Origin of the sequence: Streptomyces shenzhenensis, from assembly GCF_021462265.1 — a bacterium.
In the GTDB taxonomy this organism is placed as follows: Bacteria; Actinomycetota; Actinomycetes; order Streptomycetales; family Streptomycetaceae; genus Streptomyces; species Streptomyces shenzhenensis.
The window spans coordinates 144707-166003 of sequence record NZ_JAJONF010000008.1 but is presented as its reverse complement, the minus strand read 5'-3'; the positions used below and the strand labels follow the sequence as shown (position 1 = coordinate 166003).

The following is a 21297-nucleotide window of genomic DNA, read 5'->3' as shown; positions in this document are numbered from 1 at the left end:
CCTGAGGTGGACCGGCTCAATGCAGCGAACCAGCGGTGGCCGCGCGCTCAGCGACAGTGCGTCAGCGCGAGACCTTGCCGGCCTTGATGCACGAGGTGCAGGCGTTCACGCGCTTCGGCGTCCCGCCGACCACGGTACGCACACGCTGGATGTTCGGGTTCCAGCGACGGGGCGTACGGCGGTGCGAGTGCGAGATGTTGTTGCCGAAGCCCGGCCCCTTGCCGCAGACGTCGCAGTTGGCAGCCACGGGTCACTCCAAAGACTTCAGATGCACTTACGGTTGGATCCCGGCGTGCCGGGATCGAGATCCTTGAGATCGAAGATCCTGAGTGGCGTTGCCAGGGGAATGGCCCGATCAGATCGGGCAACCGGAGCAGCATACAACGGCTGCGTCCGTTAGACGAAACTAGCATGGCAGCTCAGGGGCCCGCCCCCGGCCCTCTTCCGGCGCACACCCTTGCGGGGTCTACGCTGCGTCCACGTCCAGCCAGCTCAAGGAGGCGCAGGTGGCGCAGGTGCCGCAGACATTCTTCGATGCTCTCGCGGTACGCACCTGGTGCGGACTGTCGCTCGGGGCGCTCGGGCGGTCACGCGAGGAGATCGACGCGATCAATGTCTACCCGGTGGCCGACGGTGACACCGGTACGAACCTGTACATGACGGTGGAATCGGCCGCGGGGGCCGTGGAGGCCGTCTTCGCCGGCTACGAGCTGGGCGAGGAGGTGCCGACCCTGGCCGACACCGTCCGCGCGATGGCGCACGGTGCCCTCATAGGCGCGCGCGGCAACTCCGGCACGATCCTGGCGCAGCTGCTGCGCGGTATGGCCCAGGTCCTCACCGAGGGTGAGGCGACTCACATCGACGCCGACGGGCTGCGGCTGGCCCTGCGGCACGCGGCCGACGCCGCCCGCCAGGCCGTCGCCCACCCCGTGGAGGGCACCGTGCTGTCGGTCGCGGCGGCCGCGGCGGACGCCGCCGCCGCGGCCGACGGAGACTGCGGGGCGGTCGCCCGGGCCGCCTACCAGGGCGCGTGCGAGGCACTCGCGGCGACCCCGGGACAACTGGCGGTGCTGGAGCGGGCCGGGGTGGTGGACGCCGGCGGACGGGGCCTGGTCGCGGTGTTCGGGGCGCTGGTGGAGGCGTTCACGGGGGAGGCGCCGACGGCTGACCCGCACGCGTTCGTGGCGGGCCCGGGTGTGCACGCGCGCGTGGACGCCGTTTCCGACGCCCTGGCCGAGGGCTGCGCCGGGCCCGCCGGGGGGCCCGCCTTCGAGGTCGTCTACCTCCTGGAGGCCGAGGACGCCGCCGTGGACCGGCTGCGCGCCCGGCTCGACGCCCTCGGCGACTCCCTGGTGGTGGTGGGCGGCGACGGCCTGTGGAACGTCCATGTGCACGTCGACGACGCCGGCGCCGCCGTGGAGGCCGGGGTGGAGGCCGGGCGGCCGTACCGGATCCGGATCACGCACTTCGGCGCCGGGGACGTGCACACCGGCGGGCAGCGGCCGGCGCGCGAGCGGGTGCAGCGGGCCGTGGTGGCCGTGGTGCCGGGGGAGGGGCTGGCCGGGCTGTACACCGAGGCCGGCGCGACCGCCGTGCTCGCCCGCCCCGGAGAGCCGCCCGCCAGCGGGGAGCTGGTGGACGCCGTACGACGGGCCCACGCGCGCGAGGTGGTGCTGCTGCCCAACGACGCCGACCTGCGGCACACGGCGGCCGCGGCGGCCGAGCAGGTCCGCGCGGAGGGCATCCGGGTCGCCCTCATCCCGACCCGCTCCGCCGTCCAGGGCATCTCAGCGCTCGCGGTGCACCAGCCGGACCGCCGCTTCGACGAGGACGTCGTCCAGATGACCTCGGCGGCCGGCGCCACCCGCTACGCCGAGGTCGTGGTCGCGGAGCGGCAGTCCTGGACCATGGCCGGCATCTGCCAGGCCGGGGACGTGCTGGGCCTGATAGACGGCGACGTGGCGGTGATCGGCTCGGACGTGACGGCCACCGCCGAGACCGTCCTGGACCGCATGCTCCAGGCCGGCGGCGAGCTGGTCACCCTCGTCCTCGGCGACGAGGCGCCCGAGGGCGTCGCCGACCGGCTGGAGGCCCGGGTGCGCGAGGCGTACCTCGCCGTCGACACGGTGGTCTACCGGGGCGGCCGGCAGGGGGCCCCGCTCCTCATCGGCGTCGAGTGAGCCCCCTTTCCAGGCCTCTTCGCCCCCTCTCTCACTCCTCCGTGGGCTCCAGCAGCTGCCGGGCCTCCGCCCGCCGGGACCGGACCGTCTCGTCGGCCGGGTCGGCGCCCTCGTAGGCGTCCAGCACCGCACGCGCGCGTGCCGTCGCCGCGGCCGGACGGCTCAGGTCGGCCTCCAGCCAGCCGGCCGCCAGTTCCGCCGCGGTACGGCTGTGCAGGCCGTCCTCGCCCAGCCCGGCGAACACCGAGATCGCCGCGGTCATCTCCGCGAGCGCCGCCTCGAACGCCTCGTGGATCGCCGGGTCGTCGGCGTCCTCCGGCACGGAACGCGCCAGCAGGTCGCCGAACTGCCGGTGCGTCTGCCCGAGTTCACCGGCGAGCCGCTCCGCCGCGGCCGGATCGTCCGCGGCCGCCAGCGCCGCCTCGCACTCCTCGACCGCCTCCGCCATCAGCGCCCGCGCGCCCTTCGGCCCCGCCTCGGTCCGCAGCGCCAGCCACGCGCGGGCCCGCAGCGCACGCACCAGGAAGTGCACATTGCCCATCGCCCGCCACAACTCGCCCGCCCGCGTGTACGCCTGGTCCGCCTCGGCGGGCAGTCCCGCGTTGCCCAGCGACTCGCCGGCCAGGTGCGCAAGGGTGGCGTGGTCGTGCTGCTCGGGCCAGTGCCGGGCGATCTCGGCCGCCTGCAGCCGCCGTTCGGCCGCCGCGTGGTGCTCGCCCAGCTCGCTCAGACAGTCCCCGAGCCACCACTGGGTCTGCACGACCGCGCCGTCACCGTGCCTCTCGGCGCTCAGGTCGGGCAGCGCCGACTCCAGCACCTCGGCGGCCTCCGCGAACCGCCCCTGCCGCAGCAGGAAGCCGCCCAGCTGGTGCCGGGCCCACGCGCCCAGCGTGCCGCTCTCCCCGGCCTCGTCGGCCCAGTGCGCGGCCTGAAGGGCGTGCTCGGCGGCCTCCTCGGCCGCGCCCCGCCCGCCGACGACCTCGGCGAGCTGGAGATGCAGCTGGGCCCGCCCCACCGGCTCCACGTACGGCCCGCCGTGCTCCAGCGCCGCGCGCAGCGCCCGTTCCGCCTCGGCCAGATCGCCCTGCTCATGGGCGAGCGCGGCCACCCGCACCTCGTACTCGACCGCGAACCACGGCAGCTCCGCGCCGACGAACTGCGCCGACGCCTGCCGGAACAGCTGCCCCGCCCGCTCCCCGTCCCCGGCGTGCTCGGCCAGTTCCGCGAGCATCGCCCGCCCCTCGGCCGCCCGGGACACCAGCCGTACGTCGGACCCGCCGCGCCCGCCGACCAGCGCCAGGAGCTCCCGTACGGCCTGCTCGGCCGCCCCGGCGCCCAAGGACCGCTCGTGCACCTGACGCATCAGGATCCGCGCCCGGCTCATGAGCACGGACGCCGTCTGCCGGACGCCCGTCGCGTCGTCGGCGTACAGGGCGAGAATCCGGTCGTACGGATCGTCGATCCGGGCCAGCGCCTCGTCCAGGTCCCCGGACAGCGCGCGTACGTACGCGGCACGCGCGCGTGCCGCGATCGCCTCGCCCTCGTCGCCCGCCTCCGCGTACAGCTCCGCCGCCCGCTCGAACAGCTCCACACCCGCGGGACCGCGCCCCATCGCCATGTGGTCGGCGATCTCCGCACGGACGTACGTGTCCACCTCGGTCTCCTCGGCGGCCCGCGCGACCGCTTCCCAGGCCTCCAGGGCGTGCGGCCGGAGGGCGTCCGAGAGCCGGCGCGCCTCGGCCAGGAGCGCGGGCAGCGACGGCTGCTCCGCCGGCTCCGGCGCGGGCGCCGGGACGGGCGGCGCGGGCGGTCCGGCGGGCGCCGTCCGTACCGCGCGCACACCCAGCGGCAGCCGGTCCGCCAGCGGCCGCTGCGCCATCCGCTCGCGTACCTGGTCGCCGACGTAGGAGGTGCCGTTGCGGGCGTCGAACCGCGCGGCCAGCTCCAGGGCCCCGGCGCGCGCGTGCCCGGCGAGTTCCCCGGCGGTCCACGCCCGCCCGGCCGGCCCCGGCACCCGCTGGCCGCCGAGCCCCAGCTCGGTCAGCCGGTCCATCAGCAGCGTCACCACCGTCAGGAACTCCATCCGGCTGCGCGGCTGCCCGGTGTCCGTGAAGTAGGCGGGACGTTCCGCCAGCAGCTCCAGACCGCGCGCCTCGTTGCCGGTCAGCGCGCAGAACTCGACGTGGTCCGCGTAGGCGCCCCGCATGCTCTCCATGGGGCGGACGAGCCGGAAACCACGCAGGTGGTGCGCGCGGGCCTCGTCGAGACGGCCGAGCCGCAGCAGCGGGGCCAGGGAGGAGGCCAGCACCGTGTGCGGCTCGTGGGCGCAGCTGTACTCGCCCTCCAGCACCGGCCCCCACACCTCGAGAGCCTCCGCGTCCCGGCCGTTCCTCAGCTGCCAGCCGCCCTGCCCGTGCAGCTCGCACGCGGGACAGTCGGCCATCCGGTCCCGGTCCGCCGCCAGCCACGCCGCGTACGCCCGCTCCGCGCGCGGGAGGTCACCGATGTGCCCGGCGACACTGAACTCGGCGCTGCGCACCGCCCGCTCGGAGTGCCCGGCCAGCCGGTAGCGGTGCTCCATCTCGCCCAGCCACTTCTCGATCGAGGCGAGCGGGACGTGCGGCTGGTCGAGCATGCCGGCCGTCATCCACTTGAAGACCCAGTGCAGCGAATGCGTCTCGTACTCGTCGAAGTCCCCGGGCCGCTCGTCCCACATCCGCAGCAGCCGCGCGAAGGGGACGAACATCTTGTCCTTCTCGGAGCTGTAGTTGTAGACCTTCAGCTGGTGCCCGAGCGCCTCGATCACGGCGAGCGGGATGTTCAGCTTCTCGGCCGCCACCAGCAACTGCTCCGCGCGCGCGTTGCGGGCGGGCCCCTCCGGCTGCTCGGAGTTCTCCGCCATGGCCCGGCGCAGCGCGTCGAAGTCGGCAATCTCCATCAGCGATCGCCCTCCCCGTGAGTGGCCCATTCCAGGAGGCCGATGAACGAGCGGTTGAGCAGCGCCGAGTCGGCCGGCCTGAGCGGGCGCTGGGCCATCAGCAGCGCCTGACCGTAGAGCGACTCGGTCGCGGTGCCGATCAGCTCCGGGTCCTTGAGGGCACTGATCCGCCGGATCAGCGGATTGAGGTGGTTGAGCACCAGACGGGCGCGGGGCGCGCTGCCGCGCAGCGAGCCCAGGATGCCGGCCCACAGGTCGTCGGCCTCTTCCTCGGCCTGCGCGCGGGCCTGTTCGTGACGGGCGGCGCGGTCGTCGAGGTGGAGGGCTGGGACCGAGAGAGGGTGGAAGGCGCGCAGTACGATGTCACATTGCAGAGGGTCGAGCTTCGCCCGCGCCACCCCCAGGAACCCGGCCACCGCCAGCTCCTCCGCCGGATCCACCGTGTCCAGATGCGCGGTGACGGTGTCCGCGTCGAGCTCCGCGACCACCGTTCCGGGCCGCACCGACGGCAGCGCCTCGACCAGCTCACTGTCGTACGTGTAACCGCCGTTGATCACCCCGACGCCCTGCGCGGAGGCGATCGGCGCGACCTGCCGGTACTCCTCGACCGTCCGCGTGAAGTGCACCACCGGGTGCCGCTGCGCGAACTCCTCCAGCGAGAGCTGCCCGTCCGTGGTCTCGAAGGGGAGCCACGGCAGCATGGTCCGCAGCATCTCCTTGTCGTGCCGCGCCAGCGACTTCACCCCGAGGTGATGCACGGACAGGAAGGCGGAGAGGCGCTCGGGATCACCCGCCGCCAGACCGGTCAGCCAGGACCGGATGCGCTCGCCGAGCGCCTCCCGTACGGCGGCCAGCGTCTCGTCCTCGTACAGCGACTCGCGCGAGGCGGTCGGCCGCAGACTGTCCGTGTCCAGGACACAGCGCACGAAGAACGCCCAGTCCGGCAGCAGCTGTTCGGCCCGCTCGGTGAGCAGCATGCCCTTGAGGTGTACACGATGCGTGGCCCGCTGCGCCGGACTCACCGCCGACGGCAGCACGTACGCCACCCCCCGGATCCCGGCCAGCGGCACGTCCAGGGCGATCGAGTCCAACGGCGTGAACCCGAACAGCTCGTGACAGTGCCGGGCCAGCGCCACCCGCCGGTTGCTGGGGGAGGGGTACGGCCGGTCCCAGGGGGCGGGCAGATCGGTGACCGCCTCGTCGCCCACCCGTACGTCGTACGGCAGCAGCGACCCGAAGTCCCGCGCCAGCGCGAGCACCCGCCGCTCGTCCAGCCACTCCGCCGCACCCGCCCGCGCCACCAGATGCACGGTGGTACCGGGCTCGGGCCGGGCCTCGGGCGCCAGCGTCCGTACGGTGTACGACCCGTCGTCCCGGGCCGTCCACTCCACGGGCGGCGCGTCCGGGGTCCGCGCGCTGCGGCTGACCACCCGGATCCGCTCGGCGACCACGAAGCAGGCCAGCAGCCCGATGCCGAACTGGCCCAGGAAGTCGGAGCGCGCCTCCTGCAGCCCGTCTCCCCGCTTGGAGCTGCGCCCGATCGTGGCAAGCAGGTTGTGCACGTCCGACTCGGTGAGCCCGACGCCGCTGTCCTCCACCCGAAGGGCGCTGCCGTCGGCGTACAGCCGCACCCGCGCCGGGGCGTCGGGCTGGTCGGCCCGTCTCGCGGTGATCGCGTCCACGGCGTTCTGCAGCAGCTCGCGCAGGTAGACCTTGGGGCTCGAATACAGGTGATGGGAGAGCAGGTCCACCAGACCGCGCAGGTCGACCTGGAACGTGTGAGGTGGCTGTGATGCCTGGGATGACTGTGAGGTCTGGGAGTCCATCGTCGCTGCGCCGGAGGGGGGAAGACGTGGTCGGCGCGGGGTCGGGCGGTCCCGAGTGGGGTGGTGACCGCGGAAGGATGGCCGGAGCGCGCCATCCTATGACTCGAAACGGCCGTCTGACCAGGAGTTTCCCGAACCGTATCCGGCATTGTCGGTGGCGTGGTGTGCAATGGATCCTGTGCCCGCACTGGAAGAACCACTGAAGAAAGTGCTCGGCCCAGCCACCGCCAAGGTGATGGCCGAGCATCTCGGCCTGCACACCGTCGGCGACCTCCTGCACCACTACCCCCGCAGATACGAGGAGCGCGGCCAGCTCACCCACCTCGCCGACCTGCCCATGGACGAGCACGTGACGGTGGTCGCCATGGTCGCCGACGCCCGCCTGCTCACGTTCGCCTCCGCCAAGGCGCCCCGCGGCAAGGGCCAGCGCCTGGAGGTCACGATCACCGACGGCAGCGGCCGGCTCCAACTGGTCTTCTTCGGCAACGGCGTGCACAAACCCCACAAGGAACTCCTGCCCGGCACGCGCGCGATGTTCGCCGGCAAGGTCTCGGTCTTCAACCGCCGCCTGCAACTGGCCCACCCGGCCTACGAACTGCTGCGCGGGGACGACCCGGCCGAATCCGTGGAGACCTGGGCAGGAGCCCTGATCCCGCTCTACCCGGCCACCGCCAAGCTGGAGTCCTGGAAGATCGGCAAGGCGGTCCAGACGGTCCTGCCCAGCGCTCAGGAGGCCCTGGACCCCCTTCCCCCGTCCCTCCGCGAGGGCCGCGGCCTGGTCTCCCTCCCCGAAGCGCTCCTCAAGATCCACCGCCCGCACACCAAGGCGGACGTCGCGGCCGCCCGTGACCGCCTCAAGTGGGACGAGGCCTTCGTCCTCCAGGTCGCCCTGGCCCGCCGCCGTCACACGGACGGCCTGCTTCCGGCTGCGGCCCGCAAGCCGGCCCCCGACGGCCTCCTGGCGGCCTTCGACGACCGCCTCCCCTTCACCCTCACCGAAGGCCAGCGCAAGGTCTCGAAGGAGATCTTCGACGACCTGGCGACGGAACACCCGATGCACCGCCTCCTCCAGGGCGAGGTCGGCAGCGGCAAGACGCTCGTCGCCCTCCGCGCCATGCTCGCAGTCGTCGACGCGGGTGGTCAGGCGGCCATGCTCGCCCCCACCGAGGTCCTGGCCCAGCAGCACCACCGCTCGATCACCGAGATGATGGGCGAGCTCGCCGAAGGAGGCATGCTCGGCGGCGCGGAGCACGCCACCAAGGTCGTCCTCCTCACCGGCTCGATGGGCACCGCCGCCCGCCGCCAGGCGATGCTGGACCTGGTCATGGGCGAGGCGGGGATCGTGATCGGCACCCACGCGCTGATCGAGGACAAGGTCCAGTTCCACGACCTGGGTCTGGTGGTCGTGGACGAGCAGCACCGCTTCGGCGTCGAGCAGCGGGACGCCCTGCGCGGCAAGGGGAAGCAGCCGCCCCACCTGCTCGTCATGACCGCGACCCCCATCCCCCGTACGGTCGCGATGACGGTCTTCGGCGACCTGGAGACCTCCGTCCTCGACCAGCTCCCGGCCGGCCGCTCCCCGATCGCCACCCATGTCGTCCCCGCCGCCGACAAGCCCCACTTCCTGGCCCGTGCCTGGGAGCGGGTCAGAGAGGAAGTCGAGGGCGGCCATCAGGCCTACGTCGTCTGCCCCCGCATCGGCGACGACGTCGATGAGGCGGCCGACGCCAAGAAGGCGAAGAAGTCCGCGGAGGACGAGGCGGAGAAGCGCCCCCCGCTCGCCGTCCTGGACATCGCCGACCACCTCGCCAAGGGCCCGCTGGGCGGCCTGCGCGTCGAGGTCCTGCACGGCCGTATGCACCCCGACGACAAGGACGCGGTGATGCGCCGCTTCGCCGCGGGCGACACCGACGTCCTGGTCGCCACCACGGTCATCGAGGTCGGCGTGAACGTCCCGAACGCCACCGCCATGGTCATCATGGACGCCGACCGCTTCGGCGTCTCCCAGCTCCACCAGCTGCGCGGCCGGGTGGGCCGGGGCTCCGCCCCCGGCCTGTGCCTCCTGGTCACGGAGATGCCCGAGGCGAGCGCCGCCCGCCAGCGCCTCACGGCGGTCGCCTCGACCCTGGACGGCTTCGAGCTCTCCCGGATCGACCTGGAACAGCGCCGGGAGGGCGACGTCCTGGGCCAGGCCCAGTCCGGCGCCCGCTCCAGCCTCCGCGTCCTCGCGGTGATCGACGACGAGGAGATCATCGCCCAGGCGAGGGAGGAGGCGACGGCCCTGGTGGCGAGGGACCCGGAGCTGACCGACCTCCCTGGACTGAGAACGGCCCTGGACGCCCTCCTGGACGAGGAGAGGGAGCAGTACCTGGAGAAGGGCTGAGGCGAAACGCCCCGTCCAGGGGCCGCCGGGCCGGCTCAGCCGCGCGGGCGCGCGCGACCACGACGCACCTGCTGCCAGACTGAATCCGCAACCACCCCGGAAAAACCCTGACCGAGGATTCAAAAATGACCCGCGTGATCGCCGGCCAGGCAGGCGGACGGCGCCTCTCGGTGCCTCCCGGCACAGGTACCCGGCCCACTTCGGACCGTGCACGCGAAGCCCTCTTCTCCACCTGGCAGTCCCTGCTCGGCGGCCCCCTGGACGGCGAACGTGTACTCGACCTCTACGCGGGCTCAGGCGCCGTAGGCCTGGAAGCCCTCTCCAGGGGCGCGGCCCACGCCCTCCTCGTCGAAGCGGACCCGAGAGCCGCCCGCGTCGTACGGGAGAACGTCAGGAACCTCGGCCTGCCCGGCGCCGAAGTACGGGCGGGCAAAGCGGAACAGATCATCCAGACCCCGGCGCCCGACCAGGCGTACGACCTCGTCTTCCTGGACCCGCCCTACGCCGTCACAGATCACGATCTTCGGGAGATTCTCCTCACACTCCACTCGGGGGGCTGGCTAGCGCCGGAGGCGATCGTCACCGTGGAGCGCAGCACCAGAGGCGGCGATTTCCACTGGCCGGCCGGCTTCGAGGCCCTCCGGTCCCGTCGCTACGGCGAGGGAACGTTTTGGTACGGTCGCGCCGCCTCTACGTGCGAAGACGCACGATGACCGGACCGGAGAGCGAGGGATCACTAGTGCGCCGCGCCGTCTGTCCCGGGTCGTTCGACCCGATCACCAATGGACACCTAGACATCATTGCCCGCGCGTCCCGTCTGTACGACGAGGTCTACGTCGCGGTGATGATCAACAAGTCCAAGAAGGGCCTGTTCGAGATCGACGAGCGGATCGACCTGATCCGCACGGTCGTCGCCGACTACGGCAACGTCCGGGTCGAGGCCTTCCACGGCCTCCTCGTCGACTTCTGCAAGCAGCGCGACATCCCGGCCATCGTCAAGGGCCTGCGGGCCGTCAGCGACTTCGACTACGAGCTGCAGATGGCCCAGATGAACAACGGCCTGTCGGGTGTCGAGACGCTTTTCGTGCCGACCAACCCGACCTACAGTTTCCTCTCCTCCTCACTGGTCAAGGAGGTGGCCCAGTGGGGCGGCGACGTCGCCCACCTGGTTCCGCCGGCCGTTCTGGAGGCCCTCAACAAGCGTCTCAACAAGGGCTGATGGGACTACAGTCGTCCCGTCCGTCTCCAACCCAGCTGTAGAGAGTGGCGAGCACAGGTGGACGTGCAGAAGAAGCTGGACGAGATCGTGAGCACGGTCTCCGGCGCCCGGTCCATGCCCATGTCGGCGTCGTGCGTGGTCAACCGCGCCGAGCTGCTCGCGATGCTCGAAGAGCTGCGCCAGGCGCTGCCCGGCTCGCTCGCGCAGGCCCAGGAGCTGATCGGCGACCGGGACCAGATGGTCGAGCAGGCCCGTATGGAGGCCGAGCGGATCATCGAGAGCGCGCACGCCGAGCGCGGCTCGCTGATCTCCGGCACCGAGGTGGCCCGCCGCTCCCAGGCCGAGGCCGACCGGATCCTCGCCGAGGCCCGCCAGGAGGCCGAGGAGGTCCGCGCCGAGGCCGACGAATACGTCGACTCCAAGCTCGCCAACTTCGAGGTCGTCCTCACCAAGACCCTCGGCTCGGTCGGCCGCGGCCGCGAGAAGCTGCTCGGCACCGGCCCCGGCCTGGACGAGCAGGGCTACGAGGACGAGGACGCCCCCGAGCGCAGCCACGACCCCGAGACCCTGCGCCGGGACGCCGACGCGTACGTCGACGTCAAGCTGGGTGCCTTCGAGGCGGTCCTCGCCAAGACCCTGGAGGCGGTCGGCAAGGGCCGCGCCAAGCTGCACGGCCGGATCGCCTCCGACGCCCTGGGTGCCCTCGCCGACGACCGCACGACCTTCCAGCACTCCAGCGACGCCGACTACCTCGCCGACCTCGCGGCCCTCGCCGACCAGGACGAACGGGCCGCCCAGGCCGAACAGGCCGCCGCCCAGCCCGCCCAGCCCGCGCAGCAGCCGCAGTACGACCAGCAGCCCATGCAGCAGCCCGCGGCGCAGGATCCGTACGGCTACCCCCAGCAGCAGCCCGTCTACGCCCAGCAGGACGCCTACGGCTACCAGCAGGACCCCTACGGCTACCAGCAGGCCGATCCGTACGCCGCCGCCTACCAGGGTTACGACACCGGCCAGCAGCCCGTCTACGACCCCCGGCAGCAGCCGGCCCAGCAGCAGCACCAGTCGTACGACCTCGACGAGACCAGCCTCTTCGACACCGGCATGATCACGCCGGAGCAGTTGCGGGCCTACGAGCAGGGCCGGGGCCTGTAGGGACCGGGTGGAAGGCGGCGGAAGACCGCCGGATTGGGCCGACAGCGAAAGGTCCAGTATCCTGGCTCTTCGGTCGCGTCTACGTCCGCGATCCACGCTGCCCGGAGACATCTCCGGACGGCGCCCTCTGAACTCGAAGATCGAAAGCAGGAATGGCTCCTCACGCGCGCCTCGACCACCGCAACCCGTTCGTGTTCGACACACACGAGCTGGGGAGGCGTCCCGGTGCGCTGCAGCGCCTGACCCGCACGGTCGACGCTCCCGAGGACTTCGGGATCAAGGGGGTCATCGGAGTGCCGCAGGGCGCCCCGGTGGAGCTGGAACTCCGGATCGAGTCGGTCATGGAAGGTGTGCTCGTCACAGGCACCGCCCGTGCACAGGCCGAGGGGGAGTGCGTAAGGTGTCTGGAGCCGGTCGAGCAGGAGCTCGAAGCGGACTTCCAGGAACTGTTCTCGTACCCTGACGCCGACGACCGGGGCCGCGTGATCGCGGAACCGGGCGACGACGCCGAGGACGACGAGGACAGGTTTTTCATCGAGGACGGCCTGTTCGACCTCGAACCCGTGCTGCGTGATGCGGTGGTGCTCGCACTGCCGATGCAGCCGGTGTGCCAGGACGACTGCCTGGGCCTGTGCTCCGAGTGCGGAGCCCGGCTCACGGACGCCCCGGACCACCACCATGACGCCGTCGACATCCGTTGGGCGGCTTTGCAGGGACTCGCCGGTTCCATGAAGGACGGCGAGAAGGACGAGATGAGCGGCGCTGACGCGGAAGCGGGCGTCGACGAGAAGCAGGAGAAGTAGCCGTGGCTGTTCCGAAGCGGAAGATGTCGCGCAGCAACACGCGCCACCGCCGGTCGCAGTGGAAGGCTGCGGTCCCCACCCTGGTTGCGTGCGAGCGCTGCCACGAGCCCAAGCTGCAGCACATCGCGTGCCCGTCTTGCGGCACCTACAACAAGCGCCAGGTCCTCGAAGTCTGAGCGGCCAGGTGAGAGGCACTGTGTCCAGTCCAAAGAAGGGCGATGAGCCCAAGGCGGACCCAACCGCCAAGAAGAAGGCGGACAGCACGGCCTCGTCCCACACGCTTCTGGAAGGGCGGCTCGGCTACAAGCTTGAGTCCGCCCTTCTGGTGCGTGCGCTGACCCACCGTTCCTACGCGTACGAGAACGGCGGTCTGCCGACGAACGAGCGGCTGGAGTTCCTCGGTGACTCCGTCCTCGGTCTCGTCGTCACGGACACGCTGTACAACACCCACCCCGACCTGCCTGAGGGCCAGCTGGCCAAGCTGCGGGCCGCGGTGGTGAACTCGCGTGCGCTCGCGGAAGTGGGCCGCGGTCTCGACCTGGGTTCCTTCATCCGGCTCGGCCGCGGTGAAGAGGGCACGGGCGGCCGGGACAAGGCGTCCATCCTCGCCGACACCCTGGAAGCGGTGATCGGTGCGGTCTATCTCGATCAGGGCCTCGACTCGGCGTCCGAGCTGGTGCACCGGCTCTTCGACCCGCTGATCGAGAAGTCCTCGAACCTCGGAGCCGGCCTGGACTGGAAGACCAGTCTCCAGGAGCTCACCGCGACGGAGGGCCTCGGCGTACCCGAGTACCTGGTCACGGAGACCGGCCCCGACCACGAGAAGACCTTCACTGCTGCCGCCCGCGTCGGAGGCGTCTCGTACGGCACCGGCACCGGCCGCAGCAAGAAGGAGGCGGAGCAGCAGGCCGCCGAGTCCGCCTGGCGCGGCATCCGCGCCGCGGCGGACGAGCGTGCCAAGGCCGCGGCGGCCCAGCAGGCCGCCGAAGCCGAGGCCGAGGAGGACGACGGCCCGTCGTCGTCCGCCGCCTCCGTCTGACGAACAGCGCAGTCCGAGCGCCCGCACCCGGTAGCCCTGGGGCGGGCGCTCGGAGTCTTATGGTCCTTCCCGGGAGTCCCGATGCCTGAATTGCCCGAGGTGGAGGTCGTACGGCGCGGCCTGGAGCGGTGGGTCGCCCATCGTGTCGTGGCCGCGGCCGAGGTCCTGCACCCACGTGCCGTACGTCGGCACCTGGCCGGCGCCGACGACTTCACGCACCGGCTGAAGGGCCACCGCGTCGGCACCCCGAGCCGGCGCGGCAAGTACCTGTGGCTGCCGCTGGAGGACACCGGCCAGTCGATCCTCGCGCACCTCGGTATGAGCGGCCAGCTGCTGGTCCAGCCGCACGAGGCGCCTCAGGAGAAGCACCTGCGCATCCGCGTCCGGTTCGCCGACGGCCTGGGTACGGAACTCCGCTTCGTCGACCAACGCACCTTCGGCGGGCTGTCGTTGCACGACAACACCCTCGACGGAGTGCCGGACGTCATCGCGCACATCGCGCGTGACCCTCTCGACCCGCTGTTCGACGACGAGGCCTTCCATCAGGCGCTGCGCCGGAAGCGATCCACCATCAAGAGGGCGCTGCTCGACCAGTCGTTGATCAGCGGAGTCGGCAACATCTACGCGGACGAGGCCCTTTGGCGCGCCCGTATCCACTACGAGCGGCCGACCGCCGGCTTCACCCGGCCGCGCACCGCCGAACTCCTCGGCCATGTACGGGACGTGATGAACGCGGCCCTGGCCGTCGGCGGCACCAGCTTCGACAGCCTGTACGTCAACGTCAACGGCGAGTCGGGGTACTTCGACCGCTCGCTGGACGCCTACGGCAGGGAGGGGCTGCCCTGCCGTAGGTGTGGTACGCCGATGCGCCGGCGGCCCTGGATGAACCGGTCCAGTTACTTCTGCCCGACGTGTCAGCGGGCGCCACGCGTCTCGTCGTAACGCTCCCGGGCGGCCAGCACCTCGTCCATCCGGCTCTCCACGAAGTGGACGACGGCCAGCAGGCGTTCGGCGACCGCGTGGCCGAGCGGGGTGAGTTCGTAGTCGACGCGCGGCGGGTTGGTCGGCTGCGCCTCGCGGTGCACCAGGCCGTCGCGCTCCAGGGCCTGGAGGGTCTGGGAGAGCATCTTCTCGCTGACGCCGTCCACGCGCCGGCGCAGCTCGTTGAACCGGAACGACCCCTCGTGCAGCGCGCTGAGCGTGAGCCCGCCCCAGCGGCCCATGACGTGCTCAAGGGTGGTGCGGGAGGGACAGGCCCGGGCGAAGACGTCGTACGGAGGCTGCGGCTCCGCGACGCTGTCCTGGGTGATGGTCATGGGCCAAGCGTACGGGAGCACAGTGCTAACCGACAGTATGCGCTAACTATTGGTTAGCGCGGTCTGCCCGGCAGCCCATGGCCCGATGGCTCGACAGCCGATGACGACGCGGTGGCAAGTGCGGCTAGTACCCGAAGTCCTGCGTCCACCACGGGCCGCCCTCGCCGAAGTGCACCCCGACCCCGAGGGTCTTGAAGTCGCAGTTCAGGATGTTGGCGCGGTGGCCCTCGCTGTTCATCCAGGCGTCCATGACGGCCTGGGCGGTGGCCTGGCCGCGGGCTATGTTCTCGCCGCCGAGGTCGGATATGCCGGCCGCCGTGGCCCGGTCCCACGGGGTCCTGCCGTTCGGGTCGGTGTGGTCGAAGAAGTCCCGCGCGGCCATGTCGTCGCTGAACGACTCGGCCAGCCGGGTCAGCGAGGAGCTCGCCGACAGCGCGCTGCAGCCGACCTTGGCCCGCTCCCCGTTCACCAGCTTCAGCACCTCGGCCTGGACGACGGCCTCCGCGGAGGTGGTGATCGGCGCCGCGGTTCGCGCCGGGGCCTGGGTGGCCGTCCGGCTCGGGGTGACCGCCGGCGTCCTGGACGGCGTGGCGGCGGGCGTCGGCTCCTCGGTCGCCGACCCCGTCGGGGTGGGCGACGAGGCGGCGGCGGACTTCGAGGCGGACGCGGACGCGGACTTCGAGGCGGACGCCGTGGGCGAGGTGGAGCGCTGGGTGTCCCGGCTGGTCGACGAGCCGGTGCCGCGGCTCTCGGCGTTGCCGGAGGTGCCGCCCTGCTCGGCGGCCGTGTTGCTGGGCTCGTCGGCGGCCTGCACCCGCTCGCCGCCGGTCGTGCCGCTGCCGCCGCCGAGCTTGTAGTTCTCCAGGCCCGGCACCATACCGGTGGCCACCGCGACCGTGCCGATGGCGACGGCGGCGGAGACCCCGAGCAGTCCGGTGGCGACGGGCCGCCCGGCCTTCTTCCGGCGCCGGTGCGCACTGCCGGAGGGGCCGCCCCCGGACGGGCTGAACTCCGCGGCCGGGAAGACGGCCGTCCCGGTGTCCCTGGCGTAGCCGTCGTCGGTCGCGTACAGATAGGCCGAACTGCGCGCGTTGGTCTCGGTGTAGCCGTCCTGGTGCAGGTAGGCGGCCGTGCCCTTGCCATAGGGGAGGGCCGCGAACGAGTCCTGCGGGTCGTGGTCGCCCGGGTACCAGTCGTCGCTCTCCGTGACCTCCGGGGGGCGGCCCGTGGCGGCGCGGCCGGCGGCGTGGCGTCGGTGGCGTCCCATGTCCTTGCCCTCTTCCCTCGTCCTCGCGGTCGGGGCCGACCAGGGGCCGGCGTGGCCGATGACTCCTTCTGGTCAACCAGACTCACCCGATCGAGTGAGTTTCATCCGAGATTCGTTTGGGTGGGGACGGTACCCCATACCGCCGCGGGAGGAAGTGCCCCGAGTGAGATTGGCCAGTTAGGTTGCACCCATGAGCGAGGATGTGCGACTGGTCGCCTGGGTCCGTGGACGGGTACAGGGTGTGGGGTTTCGCTGGTTCACGCGGGCCAAGGCGCTGGAGATCGGCGGCCTGAGTGGTTTTGCTCTCAATCTGGGCGACGGCCGCGTCCAGGTGGTCGCGGAGGGCTCCCGGGCGGGTTGCGAAGGGCTGCTCGACTGGCTCCAGGGCGGTGACACGCCCGGCCGGGTGGAGGGTGTCACCGAGATATGGGACACACCCCGCGGCGGCTACGACGGCTTCGTCATTCGCTGAGCCCGTCGTGCGAGACCGCGGGATCGAAGCGGCCCGAATTGCCACTGGCATGTGCCCCGAGCAGAAAGGGCCTGGTGGTTGCCAAGAACGGCGGGTCGTGGCAGGCTCCGCAGTTACAGATGATCGCCACGCCCTGAGGGCCCCGCAGGAGTCGCAGTGCCGCCCGGCCAGGGCCGCCCGACCGCGGGTTCGCCCGCCAATACGGGGTGTGATCGTGTTGACCGTCAAACTTTTTGGTGAGACGCTGAAAGCCCCGCGCACCTTAGCTGTTTGGCATGGCGCAACAGCCGAGTACCACTCGGATGTGTCAAGCACCGCGGGTGCGAATCCCTCACGACCCACACCGCTTCGGTCGGTCACTCAGTGTGGAGGACCATCCATCATGGCAAAGGCGCTTCTCGGTTACGTCGGCGGCTCCGACCCGCGACTCCTCGCCGAGATGCGACGGCTCCAGCAGCGTGTCCAGGACCTCGAATCCGAGCTGGTACGGATTCAGGCCGAGAACGACGCGCTGACGGCTGCCGCTTCTCACGACAGGATCATGGAGAGCATCGACGCAAACCAGGCGGAGCCTGCGCTCACCTGATCGCTGCATCGCTCCACGACAGCACATGCGGCGATGGGGAAGCCCATATCAACCGCTCAAGTTGTCAAGATTTGCAAGGGACGCCTCAGGCGTCCCTTCTTTCTTGTCCTTCTGCTCGTCCTTGCTCGTCTTCCCGGCTTTGCTGCCCCCGAGCCCGAGCCGGATCCTTCCAGCCCCGCGCATCCTTTCACCTTCTTTAACGTCTGGTGTGCCCTGCGTGTTCATGCGTGAAACCGCGCGGTTGCGAGGCTTCGTGGAGTGCGCTAGCGCCGCCGGGTAAAGTCCGACGGCGTGCACCTCAAGGCCCTGACCCTCCGCGGGTTCAAGTCGTTCGCCTCGGCGACCACGCTCCGGTTCGAGCCGGGGATCACGTGCGTCGTCGGTCCGAACGGCTCGGGCAAGTCCAACGTGGTGGACGCGCTCACCTGGGTCATGGGCGAACACAGCGCCAAGTCGCTGCGCGGCGGCAAGATGGAGGACGTCATCTTCGCCGGCACCACCGGGCGCCCGCCGCTGGGCCGCGCCGAGGTGTCCCTGACCATCGACAACTCCGACGGCGCGCTGCCCATCGAGTACGCCGAGGTCACCATCACGCGGATCATGTTCCGCAACGGCGGCAGCGAGTACCAGATCAACGGCGACACCTGCCGTCTCCTGGACATCCAGGAACTCCTCTCCGACTCCGGCATCGGCCGCGAGATGCACGTCATCGTCGGCCAGGGCCAGCTCGACTCCGTCCTGCACGCGGACCCGATGGGCCGGCGCGCCTTCATCGAGGAGGCGGCCGGCGTTCTCAAGCACCGCAAACGCAAGGAGAAGGCCCTCCGCAAGCTGGACGCGATGCAGGCCAACCTCGCCCGCGTGCAGGACCTGACCGACGAACTCCGCCGCCAGCTCAAGCCGCTCGGCCGCCAGGCGGCGGTCGCCCGCAGGGCCGCCGTCATCCAGGCGGACCTCCGGGACGCGCGCCTGCGCCTGCTGGCCGACGACCTCGTCCGCCTGCGCCAGGCCCTCCAGAACGAGGTCGCCGACGAAGCCGCCCTCAAGGAACGCAAGGAAGCCGCCGAGCAGGAGCTGAAGAAGGCCCTCCAGCGGGAGGCCCTCCTGGAGGACGAGGTACGGCAGCTCACCCCGCGCCTGCAGCGGGCCCAGCAGACCTGGTACGAGCTCTCCCAGCTGGCCGAACGCGTCCGCGGCACCATCTCGCTGGCCGACGCCCGGGTGAAGAGCGCCACCTCCGCGCCCCCCGAGGAACGGCGCGGCCGCGACCCCGAGGACATGGAGCGCGAGGCCCACCGCATCCGTGAGCAGGAGGCCGAACTGGAGGCGGCCCTGGAGGCGGCCGAACGCGCCCTGGAGGACACCGTCGCGCACCGCGCCGAGCTGGAGCGCGAGCTGGCCGTCGAGGAACGGCGCCTGAAGGACGTGGCCCGTTCCATCGCCGACCGCCGCGAGAGCCTGGCCCGGCTGAACGGCCAGGTGGGCGCCGCCCGCTCACGCGCCGCGTCCGCCCAGGCCGAGATCGACCGGCTGGCCGCCGCCCGCGACGAGGCCCAGGAGCGGGCGCTCTCGGCGCGGGAGGAGTACGAGGAGCTGAAGGCGGAGGTCGACGGCCTCGACGCCGGCGACGAGGAACTGGCCGCCCAGCACGACCAGGCCAAGCACCGGCTCACCGAGGCGGAGACGGCTCTGACCGCGGCCCGCGAGGCGGTCACGACGGCGGAACGCAGGCGCGCCGCGACCCAGGCCCGCCACGAGGCGCTGGCGCTGGGCCTGCGGCGGAAGGACGGCACGGGCATACTGCTCGGTGCGCGGGACCGGCTCACGGGCGTCCTGGGCCCGGCGGCCGAACTGCTCACGGTGTCCCCGGGCCACGAGGTCGCCCTGGCAGCGGCTTTCGGCGTGGCGGCGGACGCGATCGCGGTGACGACCCCCGCATCGGCGGCCGACGCGATCCGGCTGCTGCGCAAGCAGGACGGCGGGCGGGCCGCGCTGCTGCTCGCGGGTGCCCCCGAGCCGTCCCGGCCCGAAACACCCGGGTCCGAAACGCCCCGCTCCGAAGCGCCCTGGTCCGAAGCACGCTTCGCGGCAGATCTCGTCCGGGGTCCCTCCGACCTCATGCCCGCCGTACGGCGCCTCCTGGGCGACATCGTCGTCGTCGACAGCCTTGAGGCCGCCGAAGACCTCGTCCACCGCCACCCCCACCTCACCGCGGTGACCGCCGAAGGCGACCTCCTCGGTGCCCACTTCGCCCACGGCGGTTCCGCCGGCGCACCCAGCCTGCTGGAAGTACAGGCCTCCGTGGACGAGGCCGCCGCCGAACTGGAGGAGCTCGCCGTCCGCTGCGCGGAGCTGGCCGAGGCCCAGATGTCGGCCCAGGCGCACCGCGAGGAGTGCGCCGCCCTCGTCGAGGAACTGGGGGAGCGGCGCCGCGCCGCCGACCGCGAGAAGTCGGCGGTCGCCCAGCAGCTCGGCCGCCTCGCCGGACAGGCGCGGGGCGCGGCAGGCGAGGCGGAACGGTCCACGGCGGCCGCCGCCCGCGCCCAGGACTCCCTCGACAAGGCCCTCGAAGAGGTCGAGATCCTCGCCGAGCGGCTGGCCGTGGCCGAGGAGATGCCCGTCGAGGAGGAACCCGACACCTCGGCACGCGACCGGCTCGCCGCCGACGGCGCCAACGCCCGCCAGACCGAGATGGAGGCCCGTCTGCAGGTCCGTACCCACGAGGAGCGGGTCAAGGGGCTGGCCGGCCGCGCCGACTCCCTCGACCGCGCCGCCCGCGCGGAACGCGAGGCACGCGCGCGTGCCGAGCAGCGCCGGGCCCGGCTGCGCCACGAGGCGGCGGTCGCGGAGGCCGTCGCCGCCGGTGCGCGGCAACTGCTCGCGCACGTCGAGGTCTCCGTCGGCCGGGCCGAGCAGGAACGTGCCGCCGCCGACGCCGCCAAGACCCGGCGCGAGCAGGAACTGGCCGCCGCCCGCACCGCGGGACGCGACCTCAAGGCCGAACTCGACAAGCTGACGGATTCAGTTCACCGGGGCGAGGTACTCGGCGCGGAGAAGCGGCTGCGGATCGAGCAGCTGGAGGCCAAGGCACTGGAGGAGCTCGGTGTCGAACCGGCGGGACTCGTCGAGGAGTACGGTCCGCACCAGCTCGTGCCGCCCTCGCCCCCCGCCGAGGGCGAGGTGCTGCCGGACGATCCCGAGCACCCGCGCAACCAGCCCAAGCCCTTCCACCGGGCCGAGCAGGAGCGCCGGCTCAAGGCGGCCGAGCGGGCCTATCAGCAGCTCGGCAAGGTGAACCCGCTGGCCCTGGAGGAGTTCGCGGCCCTCGAGGAACGGCACAAGTTCCTCAGTGAGCAGCTGGAGGACCTGAAGAAGACCCGCGCCGACCTGCTCCAGGTCGTGAAGGAGGTCGACGAACGGGTCGAGCAGGTCTTCACGGAGGCGTACCGGGACACGGCGAGGGAGTTCGAGGGCGTCTTCAGCCGCCTCTTCCCGGGCGGTGAGGGACGGCTGATCCTGACCGACCCCGACAACATGCTCACCACGGGTGTGGACGTCGAGGCCCGGCCGCCGGGCAAGAAGGTCAAGCGGCTCTCCCTGCTGTCCGGCGGCGAACGCTCGCTGACCGCGGTCGCGATGCTGGTGTCGATCTTCAAGGCCCGCCCCAGCCCGTTCTACGTCATGGACGAGGTCGAGGCGGCCCTGGACGACACCAACCTGCAGCGGCTGATCCGCATCATGCAGGAGCTCCAGGAGTCGTCCCAGCTCATCGTGATCACGCACCAGAAGCGCACGATGGAGGTCGCCGACGCGCTGTACGGCGTCTCCATGCAGGGCGACGGTGTGTCGAAGGTCATCAGCCAGCGGCTGCGCTGACGGCGGGTCCTGGCCGACGGCTTCGGGTGCGCCGCCGTCGTGGCCGGCCCGCCCCGCGACGAAGCCGCAGATCGAGACGGTCCCGTGCCGCTTCTGGGTGCGTCACCTCCCTCTTTTCTTCAAGTAATGAACGCATCTTCGATGTGTGGTCTCTGCAACTTCACACCACGCCAGCTATTGACTTCGAAACTTGAAGGCATAGTCTCTGCAACGTTGCTTTTACCTTCAGGTGTGAGTGCA

At 71.7% G+C, this 21297-nt stretch carries 17 protein-coding genes; 12 read left to right on the top strand and 5 right to left on the bottom strand.

The features are described from left to right. Positions 1–61: 61 nt before the first annotated feature. Positions 62–247 carry a 50S ribosomal protein L28 gene (rpmB, locus tag LQ326_RS13990; RefSeq protein WP_004924906.1) on the bottom strand — a complete coding sequence of 62 codons (186 nt, stop codon included), beginning with the start codon at positions 245–247 and terminating at the stop codon, positions 62–64. Between the two features lie 259 nt (positions 248–506). On the opposite strand from rpmB, the gene LQ326_RS13985 reads away from it, so the two are divergent. Further along, positions 507–2180 carry a DAK2 domain-containing protein gene (locus tag LQ326_RS13985; RefSeq protein ID WP_234536228.1) on the top strand — a complete coding sequence of 558 codons (1674 nt, stop codon included), beginning with the start codon at positions 507–509 and terminating at the stop codon, positions 2178–2180. Positions 2181–2211: 31 nt separating this feature from the next. Here the strand turns inward: LQ326_RS13985 and LQ326_RS13980 are convergent, their stop codons facing one another. Next, positions 2212–5121 (bottom strand): tetratricopeptide repeat protein, encoded by a 2910-nt coding sequence (locus LQ326_RS13980; RefSeq protein WP_234536414.1) that lies wholly within the window; start codon positions 5119–5121, stop codon positions 2212–2214. Then, the gene (locus tag LQ326_RS13975) at positions 5118–6944 is read right to left on the bottom strand and encodes an HSP90 family protein (RefSeq protein ID WP_234536226.1); all 1827 of its coding nucleotides are present in this window, start codon (positions 6942–6944) and stop codon (positions 5118–5120) included. The genes LQ326_RS13980 and LQ326_RS13975 overlap by 4 nt, the downstream gene beginning before the upstream one ends. A 169-nt stretch (positions 6945–7113) precedes the next feature. Between LQ326_RS13975 and recG the strand changes: the two genes are divergently transcribed. The 8 genes from recG to mutM all read left to right on the top strand — a co-directional run bounded on the left by recG (position 7114) and on the right by mutM (position 14482). Further along, positions 7114–9327 (top strand): ATP-dependent DNA helicase RecG, encoded by a 2214-nt coding sequence (gene recG / locus LQ326_RS13970; RefSeq protein WP_234536224.1) that lies wholly within the window; start codon positions 7114–7116, stop codon positions 9325–9327. 107 nt (positions 9328–9434) lie between these two features. After that, positions 9435–10040, top strand: coding sequence for a 16S rRNA (guanine(966)-N(2))-methyltransferase RsmD (rsmD, locus tag LQ326_RS13965; protein ID WP_268207054.1), 606 nt, complete (start codon positions 9435–9437; stop codon positions 10038–10040). A gap of 26 nt (positions 10041–10066) precedes the next feature. Next, positions 10067–10546, top strand: coding sequence for a pantetheine-phosphate adenylyltransferase (gene coaD / locus LQ326_RS13960; RefSeq protein ID WP_234536412.1), 480 nt, complete (start codon positions 10067–10069; stop codon positions 10544–10546). 57 nt (positions 10547–10603) lie between these two features. Continuing rightward, positions 10604–11698: a F0F1 ATP synthase subunit B gene (locus tag LQ326_RS13955; RefSeq protein ID WP_234536220.1), complete on the top strand. Its 1095-nt coding sequence runs from the start codon at positions 10604–10606 to the stop codon at positions 11696–11698. A 152-nt stretch (positions 11699–11850) separates the two neighbouring features. Beyond that, positions 11851–12501, top strand: a complete 651-nt coding sequence (locus LQ326_RS13950; RefSeq protein WP_234536218.1) for a YceD family protein — start codon at positions 11851–11853, stop codon at positions 12499–12501. Positions 12502–12503: 2 nt separating this feature from the next. Beyond that, positions 12504–12677: a 50S ribosomal protein L32 gene (gene rpmF, locus LQ326_RS13945; RefSeq protein ID WP_007493396.1), complete on the top strand. Its 174-nt coding sequence runs from the start codon at positions 12504–12506 to the stop codon at positions 12675–12677. A gap of 8 nt (positions 12678–12685) precedes the next feature. Then, on the top strand, positions 12686–13540 hold the full coding sequence (gene rnc / locus LQ326_RS13940) for a ribonuclease III (RefSeq protein ID WP_234536216.1): 855 nt from the start codon (positions 12686–12688) through the stop codon (positions 13538–13540). 81 nt (positions 13541–13621) lie between these two features. Further along, positions 13622–14482 carry a bifunctional DNA-formamidopyrimidine glycosylase/DNA-(apurinic or apyrimidinic site) lyase gene (gene mutM, locus LQ326_RS13935; protein ID WP_234536213.1) on the top strand — a complete coding sequence of 287 codons (861 nt, stop codon included), beginning with the start codon at positions 13622–13624 and terminating at the stop codon, positions 14480–14482. On the opposite strand, the gene LQ326_RS13930 is transcribed toward mutM, so the two are convergent. Next, positions 14455–14856, bottom strand: a complete 402-nt coding sequence (locus tag LQ326_RS13930) for a winged helix-turn-helix transcriptional regulator (RefSeq protein ID WP_234536208.1) — start codon at positions 14854–14856, stop codon at positions 14455–14457. The two genes, mutM and LQ326_RS13930, sit on opposite strands and share 28 nt — an antisense overlap. A 124-nt stretch (positions 14857–14980) precedes the next feature. Then, positions 14981–16123: a CAP domain-containing protein gene (locus tag LQ326_RS13925; RefSeq protein WP_234536206.1), complete on the bottom strand. Its 1143-nt coding sequence runs from the start codon at positions 16121–16123 to the stop codon at positions 14981–14983. A 190-nt stretch (positions 16124–16313) separates the two neighbouring features. Between LQ326_RS13925 and LQ326_RS13920 the strand changes: the two genes are divergently transcribed. From LQ326_RS13920 to smc, 3 genes are all read left to right on the top strand, one after another. Further along, on the top strand, positions 16314–16595 hold the full coding sequence (locus tag LQ326_RS13920; protein WP_234536203.1) for an acylphosphatase: 282 nt from the start codon (positions 16314–16316) through the stop codon (positions 16593–16595). Positions 16596–16977: 382 nt separating this feature from the next. Further along, the gene (locus LQ326_RS13915) at positions 16978–17181 is read left to right on the top strand and encodes a hypothetical protein (protein ID WP_181804178.1); all 204 of its coding nucleotides are present in this window, start codon (positions 16978–16980) and stop codon (positions 17179–17181) included. Between the two features lie 291 nt (positions 17182–17472). Continuing rightward, a complete protein-coding gene (smc, locus tag LQ326_RS13910; protein ID WP_234536200.1) occupies positions 17473–21057 on the top strand; it encodes a chromosome segregation protein SMC in 3585 nt (1194 codons plus the stop codon). Positions 21058–21297: the final 240 nt, after the last annotated feature.